Genomic DNA, 10,034 nt, shown 5'->3' on the forward strand with positions numbered 1-10,034 from the left:
CACCCTTATTTTCAAAGTTTAATGTAAAATTGTATCAAAATTTTAAAGAGATAAAATGGAATATATATTTATATGCATTCTTGGCTGTATTTTAGCTTCATTTTTTAATATATTTGTGAGTAGAATCCCAAAAGGAGTTAGCATTATCGCTCCACGCTCCTTTTGCCAAAACTGCCACAAAACATTAAAATTTTATGAATTAATCCCTTTGTTTTCTTATCTTTTCTTAAAGGGAGTTTGTAAAAATTGCAAGGCTAAAATTGGCTTTTGGCAATTTTTAGCAGAGCTTTTTGGTGGGATAATGGGGATTGTTTGCTATTATCTTTTTGGAATTTTAGGCATTTTTTATCTTTTGTTTTTTCTTTGCTTTTTGGCTTTAGCGCTTTTGGATTATTTTTATTTTGAAATTCCTGATAATCTTAATCTATTGCTTTTTTTATTTGCAAATTTATGTGGATTTTATTTTTTAGAAAAAACAGATTCTTTAGGGTTTTTAATAAGCGGTTTAGTTCTTGTTGGTTTTGCAGAAGTTTTACGCTTTTTGGGCGGAGCCCTCTTTAGAAAAGAGATTATGGGCGAAGGAGATGTGTTAATCTTTGGTTCTATGGGGGCTACTTTTGGAGTAATTTCTGGAATGATAGGAATTTTTTTGGGGAGCGTTTTTGCTCTTTTTTATCTTTCAATCTATAAACAAAAAAAGATTCCTTTTGTCCCTTTTTTATTTTTGGGAACTTTTAGCGAATTTTTAGTAAAATACTTTTTTGTTTAAACATAAGGACAAGGTAGGCGATTTTGCGGATTAAAAATTATCTTTTTTTAAGCTTTGCACAAATATTTTTTCCCATCTTTTTGGTGCTATTTTTTATTGCCTCTGTCGTAATATTTATCCGTATAGCTGGGGTTACTTTTGTAGTTAAAATAAGTTTTTTAGAATTATTATCTCTTTATCTTTATACATTGCCTACAATGATTTTTTTTGTGATTCCACTTAGCTTTTTTGTAGCGTGTGCTATTTCTCTTTCACGACTTTCTTTTGATTATGAATTACCTGTCCTCTTTGCTTTGGGAATGAGTCCTTTAAAAATTATAAAAATCTTTTTACCCATTGCCTTGCTTGTTAGCTTCACTCTTTTTATGGTTTCATTAGTGCTAACGCCTCTTAGTGATGTAGCTTATAGACAATTTTTAGAACAAAAAAAGAGTAGTATCCATCTAAATTTATCTCCCAATGAGTTTGGCCAAAAACTCGGTGATTGGCTAGTTTATACCCAAAATATGAATGAAGACAAAAATTCTTATGAAAATATTGTCTTGCTTTCTTTTGCAGAAAATGGTGGTTTTATCTTAGCCAAAGAAGCTCATATGGCAAACCAAAATGGCATTATGGAAGTTTTTTTAAAAAATGGAAAAATTTATAGGCAAAACCAAAATGAATTAGAAAAAATTGATTTTGAAAAGCTTACCTTGAGAAATAGTCTTATAAGCGACTTTAGCGATAATCTTGGAGTATTCAACTATTGGAAAAGAGCTTTTTTAGACAATCCCAAAAAAGACAAAATACGACAAAATTTAAGCCTTTATGTAATTGTATCGCTCTTCCCTCTAGCAAGTTTATTTTACTTCCCTCTTATTGGAATCAAAAATCCACGCTATGATAAAAACTACACAATTTTGCAAACAATGTTAGCAGTAGGGGGATTTTATGGAATCACTTATCTTGCTACAAGCTATCTCCCTTTAGTGGGTATGATTTTGGTGCCTCTTTTGTGGTTTTCTTTAGGATATTTTGCTTATTGTCGTTTAATTAGGAAATATTATTGAAAGTAGCAATGAAAATCGCCTACAATGGAGGGGATTTTTATGGTTTTCAATCTCAAAAAGAAGGGATTCCAACCATAGCTAATAAACTACAAGAAGTTTTTTATAGTGTAGGGATTTTTGATAAATTTATAGCAAGCGGGAGAACAGATAAAGGAGTGCATGCAAGCGCACAAATCATCTCTCTTGATTTACCACCCTTTTTTAAAGACTTTAAAAAGCTTCAAACTCTTTTAAACACTAAGCTCTACCCTGCCTTAAAAATCAAGCAAATTTGGAAAGTGGATGAAGAATTCAATGCAAGATTTAGCGCTAAAAAAAGAGGTTATTGCTATCTCCTATCACAAAATTCATCGCCTTTTTTAAATAGCTTTTCTCATTTTTATGTTATTAAAAATGAATCTTTAATCAAAGAAGCTTTGGGATTGCTTATCGGAACACATAATTTTAGTGCTTTTATGAAAGTGGGTAGCGAAACTAAAAGTCCTATAAGAACAATTTATCGTGCAAAACTACGCAAGATAAGAAATTTTTATGTGATTTCTATTTGTGGCAATGGATTTTTACGCTCTCAAATCCGTCTTATAGTGGGATTTTTATTAGAAATTGATAAAGGAAATTTAAAAGTATGCGATTTTAAAGCCCAGCTTTTAGGGAAGGAAATTTTTAAAATCCCTTGCCCTCCAGAGGGGCTATTCCTCTCTAAAGTAAGCTTTTAAGATAATTTTGCTAAATTTATAGAATCTGCAAAAAGCTTGTATAGCCTCTATTTAAGAGGCTATGGTTTTTTAGATTATTTAAATACTTTATCTATTTTATCTTATGGGATACAAATTTTGACATATTATTCATAATCTCTCCTCCCTTTCTAAATCCTAACGCACAAGCCTCATAAGCATAAAAAACATTAGCTTGATAAAAGCTTCCATTATGAGAATTTAAAGTAGCAAACTCTTGATAAATTTCAGGATAATTTGAATAATCTCCGCCATTTTCTTTTATAGGATTCCCTAACGCATCTAAAATGCTCACGCTCTCACCCTCTCTACCAAAAGCATGTTTTTTAACCTGCTTAGAAGCTAGGGGTGTATAAGAAGTCTCCAAAAGTAAAGGATGTTTTGGGAAAAGATCCCATAAGATTTTTAGCATTCTCTTGCTTTGAAACATTAAAGTATAAGCCGGATTTAAAAAGATTGTATTTTTGTTTCTAATCATTGCAGTGATTAAATTTGCAAGTTCAGGTTCATCAATAGCAATGCTCTCCCAAGGAATAAGCTTAAACCAAAACTCATAATTCTCCCCATTATAGCTTAAGCCCTCGCTCTCACTTAAATTTGCCTCATGTGCATAGCAAAAGCCAGTATTAAATCCAATTTCCCTAGCAATTACTTCTAAAAGCTTCACCGTGCGTTCTTCTTCAATACTTCCTGCAATGCTTGAAAAAAGAATCTTCCAACCCTCATAAATAGAATCAAAGTTTGAAATATCCTCTCCTAGCGTAATCATACGCATAAAATTATGCCCCAAAGCTTCATAAAGGCTATTAAATTGCAAAGATTCGCTAAATCCATTTTTCTTTAAAAGCGCCCATTGGATAATCGCACTCTCATACACCATAGTAGGCGTATCTGCGTTAAATTCTAAAAGCTTGATAGGAGTTCCATCTAGCCCACCTGCCAAATCAAATCTCCCATAAAGATGCCAATGCACCTCTTCTTCCCAGCTCATCTTAATCGCATCTACTAAATTAAAAGGGATTCCTAGCTCAAAGAATAAATCATTATCAATAACATACTGCCCAGCCTCTACAAACATATCATAAAGCTCATTGCTCGCTTCATAATAGCCTTCCGCTTCTTCTTCGCTTACTTCTATGATTTCATCACTCACATAGGGGGTATTATCCACATCTGTATGCCAAGAAAGCCCTAATTCTTCTAAATCTTGATTGCTTAAAGGATTTGCTTTTAAAATATTCACTTACTTATCCTCCAAATGAGCTAGATTGACTAGAGCGGGTTGTGCTAGCAGGAGAATTATTAGAATTTGGTGAGTAAAATCCACTACGCCCTGCTGTGCCTGCTGCATTTTGTTTAAAAGAATTTTGAGAACGCTCATAAGCTTGAGGGCTTTTATAAGTCGTTCTTTGCTGTGTTTGGTAGTTTTGATTGTTAAAAAGCTTACTACCTATCCAGCTTCCTAAAATCGCTCCAGCAGCACTTGCTAAAATCGTTTCTCCTAAAGATAGCCCCCCACCTGTTGGGTTTGTAAGCTGTGAAGTACCAGCTTCTATCTTTTTGTTTTCTTCAGCGATGATTTTATCAATCTCTTCTTGGCTTAAAATCCGCTCATTGCCATCTTTTTCTTTTAAAATTACCCTTGTGGTGCTACTTGGATATTCTTCTAAAATCTTATAGCTTCCATCACTTTGCTCTTCAATCATCACAGTAGCACCCTTTTTAGTAGCCTCTTCTAGCCCACTATTTGCACTATTATTTTCAGAGCTTCCACAACCACTGATTGCCAAAACCGCAACAAGCCCTAAACCACTTTTAGCAAAGATTCCCGCGATCTTTGGATCTTTAATCTTCTTTAAATATTGCTTCATACTAAACTCCACTTGTCTTTAAATTTAAAGTAGAGAGATTATAACATAACTTTATCTAACAAACTTTCACACAAAACTATAAAATTTTAAGTTCCTTAAGCTATAATCCTATTTTATTTTTCAAATTTAAGGGTTTTAAATGACTTTTTATTATGTCAAAATTTTTCACATTCTTTCTTTTGTATCTTGGATGGCGATGCTTTTTTATATGCCACGCCTTTTTGTTTATCATGCAGAACACATTAGCAACAAAGGCTTTTGTGATGTGGTAAAAATCCAAGAAGAAAAGCTTTTTAACTTCATTGGCTATCCTGCATTAATTTGCACATTTATTTCAGGAATTTGGTTACTTTATTTAGAGCCTAGCTTCCTTAGCGGGGGCGGATGGATGCATGCTAAAATCCTAATTGTAGTCTTACTTGCACTTTATCATTTTAGCCTTTATCGCTATATGATAGCTTTTAGAGAAGATCGTTGTAAAAAAAGTGGTAAATTTTTCCGCGCTTACAATGAAGTCCCAACCCTTGCCCTTATCATTATTACAATCTTAGTGATTTTAAAGCCATTTTAGGAAATTTTTATGGAAAATTCAAAACTTTGGGGCGGAAGATTTAAAGAGGGTGCAGCTAAGATTTTAGATACTTTTAATGCTTCACTCCCTTTTGATAAAAAGCTCTATTTGCAAGATATTTTAGGCTCTAAAGCACATTCTAGTATGCTAGAGCGTTGTGGGATTTTAAGCAAAGAAGAAAAAGAAGCAATCCATAAGGGACTAGATAGCATTAAAAAAGAAATTGAAAATGGGGAATTTATCTTTAAACTTAGTGATGAAGATATTCATATGGCAATAGAATCTCGCCTAACAGAACTTATAGGCAATGCAGGTAAAAAGCTCCATACTGCAAGAAGCAGAAACGATCAAGTGGCACTTGATTTTAGGCTTTTTACCCTAAGTGCTAATTATCAAATTTCTTCATTAGTTTTGGAGCTTATTTCTACTTTGCTAGACTTAGCCAAAGAGCATACCACAACCATAATGCCCGGTATGACGCATCTCCAACACGCCCAACCTGTAAATTTTGGCTTTATAATGTGTGCTTATACTTGTATGTTTGTAAGAGATTTTGAAAGGCTAACTTCAAGCTACAAACGCAACAACTTCTCTCCGCTTGGCTCTGCTGCACTTGCAGGAACTCCTTATGCGATTGATAGATTCTATACTGCAGAAGCACTAGGCTTTGAAGCACCTACGCTAAATGCCACTGATAGTGTAAGCGATAGAGATTTTGCACTAGATTTTTTATACGATTTAAGTATGCTTAGTATGCACATCTCACGCCTTGCAGAAGAGCTTGTATTGTGGAGTAGCTATGAATTTAGATTTATCACACTAAGCGATTCATATTCTACTGGAAGCTCCATTATGCCACAAAAGAAAAATCCCGATGTCCCTGAACTCCTAAGGGGGAAAAGTGGGAGAATGTATGGGAATCTTTTTAGGCTTTTAACCGTGCTTAAAGGGCTTCCACTAGCTTACAACAAAGACACTCAAGAAGATAAAGAAGCTGTATTTGATAGCTTTGAAAATATGGAGATTTGTCTGCAAATTTTAAAAGATCTTTTAAAAACGATGCAAATCAACAAAGACAAAATGCAAGAAGCTTGCAAAAAAGGGCATTTATGTGCCACAGATTTAGCGGATTTTCTAGTAAGCCACTGCAATATCCCCTTTAGAGAAGCCCATCACATCACAGGAAAAGCAGTAAGCTATGCTGAAAGTATAGGCAAAGATTTAAGTGAGCTTAGCATAGAAGAGCTTTGCAAGGTTGATAGTGCTATCCCAAAAGAAGCCCATAGTGCTTTAAGCTTAGAAAACTCTATGAATAGCAGAAACTCTTATGGAGGGACTTCCACAAAAAGCACTCTCGCTCAAATTGAAAGTCTAGAATCTTGGCTAAGCCTTGCTACAATAGCACACCATAAAAATCAAAGAAAAATGGAATTTTAAATGTCACAAAAACAACAAGAAATTATTAGTATGTTTGATAATATCGCAGATAGCTACGATCTAGCTAACCGCGTGATGAGCTGTGGGATAGATATAGCTTGGCGTAAAAAAGCTTGTAATTTTGTCTTTAAAAGTCTTAGCACAAAAAGCTTGGAAAATCTCTGCATTGCTGATGTTGCTTGTGGCACAGGCGATATGATAAATCACTGGATAAAAAACGCAAAATCTAACCGCATACAAATTAATAAAATTGTAGGGATTGATCCTAGCAAAAATATGCTAGAAGTAGCCAAAAAAAAGCTTCCAGAAATTCAATTTTTACAATCTGAAGCCACAAAGCTTCCACTAGAAAGCACTTCTTTTGATGTGCTCTCCATCGCTTATGGAATCCGCAATGTAGTAGAACGCAAAAAAGCCTTTGAAGAATTTAATAGAGTTTTAAAAAAGGGGGGGCTTTTAGTGATTTTAGAATTTACAAAATGCGAAAATCCCAGCCTTTTAGAAAAACTTATGGGATTTTATACTAAAAATATTTTGCCTTTTGTGGGCGGGATTATTTCTAAAAATTATAAAGCTTATAAATATTTACCCGATTCTATTGAAGAGTTTTTAACTGCTAACAAGCTTATTTTAGAGCTAGAAGAATTAGGCTTTAGCTCCATATATACAAAATCATTTTCTGCAAATGTCTGCACACTTTTAATTTTTAAAAAGAATTAAATTCATCTAGCATTTTGAGTATTCATTAAGCTTTATGGATTTACTCGCTTTTAAATAACCTAAAAATCATTACAAATAAATGCGTTAGCATTTGCGTGGCAGTCTAAAGGAATTTATCCTTGGATGTTATTCTTTTAGATTGCTTCGTCGCTTTGCTCCTCGCAATGATAATATAAGTAGCTTAGGATTATTTGCAGTAACAAAAATAATTATAAATTCTAGTAGTTATTGCATAGAATAAAAGTTTTAAAGGGCTTTTCAAGGAGTTAATGTTTTTAAAGATCAGTAAGTTTCAAAAAGATAAAAAGCTAAAATAATAAATTATAGTAGTTACGGCATATAGCTTTAGCTTTTGGGAAATTTTAGAATGTTAGCGAACTTAGTGTTCGTGCATTCTAAAATCTTCCCAAATCTTCTGCTAGATGTCTTAAATATGAATCTTAGATTCTTTCTGCCATACAAGGATTATTTGTTTTAAAATTCTCACTTACTACACAAGTTCTACTATTTAGAGTTCCTTTTTCTTCATCTAGAGCTTCTTTTTCTTCTTCTGCTGGTTTTACTAAGACTATCTTTTCTTTATTTATCATAGAAGCATTAATGTCTTTTAGAGGAGAAGTTATCTTTTGATTATCATCCTTATCTACATTAGGGATTAAAGGAATAAGATTTAAAGAAGCAAGATTAAATCTTACATTGTTATTGTTTGCTAATGCTTTATAATCTTTATTGAGTGTAAAGATAGTTCCTATATCTCCTTGTAATTTATTATAGGATTCTTCCATATCCTTTCTTAAAGAAATGAGTTCTTTATACTTTGCTTCTAATTGTGGTTTTAGCCACTCTTCTAAACCTGTTAGATAAGTATTGTATTCTTTCATATATTCTTGAAACTTTTGATTAAAGGCATTAATCTTTTGAATATTTTCTTGATTCTTTAATAAAGCATTGTAGAGATTATTAATCTTTTCTTGTGTAATCTCATTAGCTAGATTTTTATTTGCTAAATCAAATTTACTAAAGATACCTAATTGTTCTAATCCATCGCTTCCTATAAAGGCTAATAAGAATTCTAGGGTTTGTTTGATAGCTCTTATATCTTCTTCAGTTTTAATCTCTAAGAGATTAAAGTTTAAATTGCCTAGGATTTCTTCTAGGATTTTTGGGCTGAAGTCATCTTTGGTTAGAATTACATCATTTAAGCCATCTCCGTTTTCATCTTTGAAGCCAGAATCGTTATTGTTATCTCCATTGCTACCATTACCATTATCCAAAGGTTCAAAGAAGCTTAGATTGCCCTTATCATCTTGATAGATTCCTGCCTCTTTTAAAGCTTTATCTTCTAATACTGCTTGGATAAATTCATCGTGGGTTTTATCTTTTATAGAAGTGATTTTGCCTGTGATGGTGACATTACCTCCCTCGTATCCTATATCTTCTAATCCTTGAAATTGACTATCTGCATAGTAGAGATTGACATTATTGAAGACAATTTCAAAGACATGGGAGGCGTTGTTATTATAAATTTCCCCCACAAATTTACCTGCATTTTCTTTACCTTGGATTGTAGCATTAGGATTAAAGTAGATATAGATGTTTTCAAAGGTTATATCTACTTCAATACTTCCAGCAAAGCCACCCACAATAATACCACTAATACTTCCTATATTATTTAAAACGATATTTGAAAAAGTTCCTCCATAACCTATCCCAATAAAACCACCAGAACTACCTTTGCTACTGATATTTCCTATATTGTTTAATGTGATACTAGATAAATTACTACCACCATAAATTTCTCCAACAAAACCGCCAGAATCATAACCGCAGATATTTTCTATATCATCAAGTTGGATATTAGAAAAAATTCCATAGCCATTAATTTCCCCCATAAAACCACCTGCATATATTTCACTTTCAATCTTTTTTAAATCACTTAAGGAAATATTTTGATAAACTCCTCCCGAATAGTTTACCCCCGCAAATCCACCTGCATATCTACCTTTAATATTGCCTATATTGCTTAGATTAATATTTTTGAAATTTCCATCTGTACTCCCTGCAAATCCTCCCGTAAATGAATTATCGCTTTCAATATTTTTTATATTATTTAAAACAATATTTAAAAAAGTTCCTTTGTCAATATATCCTGCAAAACCACCTATAAACGACATATCAGCATCCATTTTAGCTCCTCCACCCATATAATCCACATTAATATTTTTAAACTCTCCTCCATCAATATACCCAAATATCCCCACATATTTAGGTTTATAATCTCCCGTAATTGTCGTATCAATATTAATATTCTTTAGTGTATATCCTTGTCCATCAAAGTTGGCCCTAAAAGCATCATTAATGCCTGACCCCACAATCATACTCGCACAACCAAGTCCCTCTATGCAATAATTAGCATAATTTTGCCAATCTTTACCTACTTTTCCCTCTCCTTTATTTCCACTAAAATCAATATCCCCCACTAATCTAAATTCATCAATACTTCTAATATCTCCTTTGCCTTTTGCATCATTTTCGTGATAATTCCACCCATTAGCAAAATACCACCATTCTATTGCATTTTTCTTTTCATCTCCCATATTGCCTAGAGTTACAATCTTTTGAAAGTCTTTTCCACTTGTGGTATTGTTTGTATAATCTTTATAATCAGCTTTTACAATCTCCCCTTGTATGTTTTTATAAAAGTTATAATCATCTTCTGCAAAATCAATCATTGTTCTTTGAATTTCTGCTTTGTTAGTTGCAGTAAGATTGATTTTATCAGATTTAATATAAGAACTATCCGCATTAATAAATACATTATTCCCTACGAGATGTAGTTCTTCATTTACATTTCCACTAGGTTTCTTTAGTTCTTCATTA

The 10,034-nt window shown here is 32.9% G+C and carries 9 protein-coding genes; 6 read left to right on the forward strand and 3 right to left on the reverse strand.

What is annotated here, in order from left to right:
• Positions 1–55: 55 nt before the first annotated feature.
• The 3 genes from EBF09_RS07735 to truA are packed head-to-tail and all read left to right on the forward strand — an operon-like array spanning position 56 to position 2,537.
• A complete protein-coding gene (locus EBF09_RS07735; protein WP_121764538.1) occupies positions 56–769 on the forward strand; it encodes a prepilin peptidase in 714 nt (237 codons plus the stop codon).
• Positions 770–792: 23 nt separating this feature from the next.
• Entirely contained in the window at positions 793–1,821 is a 1,029-nt protein-coding gene (locus tag EBF09_RS07740; protein ID WP_121764539.1) for an LptF/LptG family permease, read from the forward strand.
• On the forward strand, positions 1,818–2,537 hold the full coding sequence (gene truA, locus EBF09_RS07745; protein ID WP_232817700.1) for a tRNA pseudouridine(38-40) synthase TruA: 720 nt from the start codon (positions 1,818–1,820) through the stop codon (positions 2,535–2,537). Before EBF09_RS07740 ends, truA begins: the two co-directional genes overlap by 4 nt.
• Positions 2,538–2,628: 91 nt before the next feature.
• On the opposite strand, the gene EBF09_RS07750 is transcribed toward truA, so the two are convergent.
• Both EBF09_RS07750 and EBF09_RS07755 read right to left on the reverse strand, forming a co-directional pair.
• A complete protein-coding gene (locus tag EBF09_RS07750; protein ID WP_121764540.1) occupies positions 2,629–3,798 on the reverse strand; it encodes a glutathionylspermidine synthase family protein in 1,170 nt (389 codons plus the stop codon).
• Positions 3,799–3,802: 4 nt separating this feature from the next.
• Positions 3,803–4,426, reverse strand: coding sequence for a UPF0323 family lipoprotein (locus EBF09_RS07755; protein WP_121764541.1), 624 nt, complete (start codon positions 4,424–4,426; stop codon positions 3,803–3,805).
• A gap of 139 nt (positions 4,427–4,565) precedes the next feature.
• On the opposite strand from EBF09_RS07755, the gene hemJ reads away from it, so the two are divergent.
• The 3 genes from hemJ to ubiE are packed head-to-tail and all read left to right on the forward strand — an operon-like array spanning position 4,566 to position 7,154.
• Positions 4,566–4,997 carry a protoporphyrinogen oxidase HemJ gene (gene hemJ, locus EBF09_RS07760; protein ID WP_121764542.1) on the forward strand — a complete coding sequence of 144 codons (432 nt, stop codon included), beginning with the start codon at positions 4,566–4,568 and terminating at the stop codon, positions 4,995–4,997.
• Between the two features lie 9 nt (positions 4,998–5,006).
• Positions 5,007–6,434 (forward strand): argininosuccinate lyase, encoded by a 1,428-nt coding sequence (argH, locus tag EBF09_RS07765; protein ID WP_121764543.1) that lies wholly within the window; start codon positions 5,007–5,009, stop codon positions 6,432–6,434.
• On the forward strand, positions 6,435–7,154 hold the full coding sequence (gene ubiE / locus EBF09_RS07770; RefSeq protein ID WP_121764544.1) for a bifunctional demethylmenaquinone methyltransferase/2-methoxy-6-polyprenyl-1,4-benzoquinol methylase UbiE: 720 nt from the start codon (positions 6,435–6,437) through the stop codon (positions 7,152–7,154).
• Between the two features lie 440 nt (positions 7,155–7,594).
• Here ubiE and EBF09_RS07775 read toward each other — a convergent pair.
• A partial coding sequence (locus EBF09_RS07775; protein WP_157978195.1) for a hypothetical protein occupies positions 7,595–10,034 on the reverse strand: 2,440 nt, incomplete at its 5' end.

The sequence above is a fragment of the Helicobacter burdigaliensis genome (genome assembly GCF_003670295.1).
Taxonomy (GTDB): domain Bacteria; phylum Campylobacterota; class Campylobacteria; order Campylobacterales; family Helicobacteraceae; genus Helicobacter_D; species Helicobacter_D burdigaliensis.

Coding starts and splice junctions, on each gene's coding strand:
- EBF09_RS07735 (WP_121764538.1), top strand. CDS start 56: ATGGAATATATATTTATATGCATTCTTGGCTGTATTTTAGCTTCATTT.
- EBF09_RS07755 (WP_121764541.1), bottom strand. CDS start 4,426: ATGAAGCAATATTTAAAGAAGATTAAAGATCCAAAGATCGCGGGAATC.
- hemJ (WP_121764542.1), top strand. CDS start 4,566: ATGACTTTTTATTATGTCAAAATTTTTCACATTCTTTCTTTTGTATCT.
- argH (WP_121764543.1), top strand. CDS start 5,007: ATGGAAAATTCAAAACTTTGGGGCGGAAGATTTAAAGAGGGTGCAGCT.
- ubiE (WP_121764544.1), top strand. CDS start 6,435: ATGTCACAAAAACAACAAGAAATTATTAGTATGTTTGATAATATCGCA.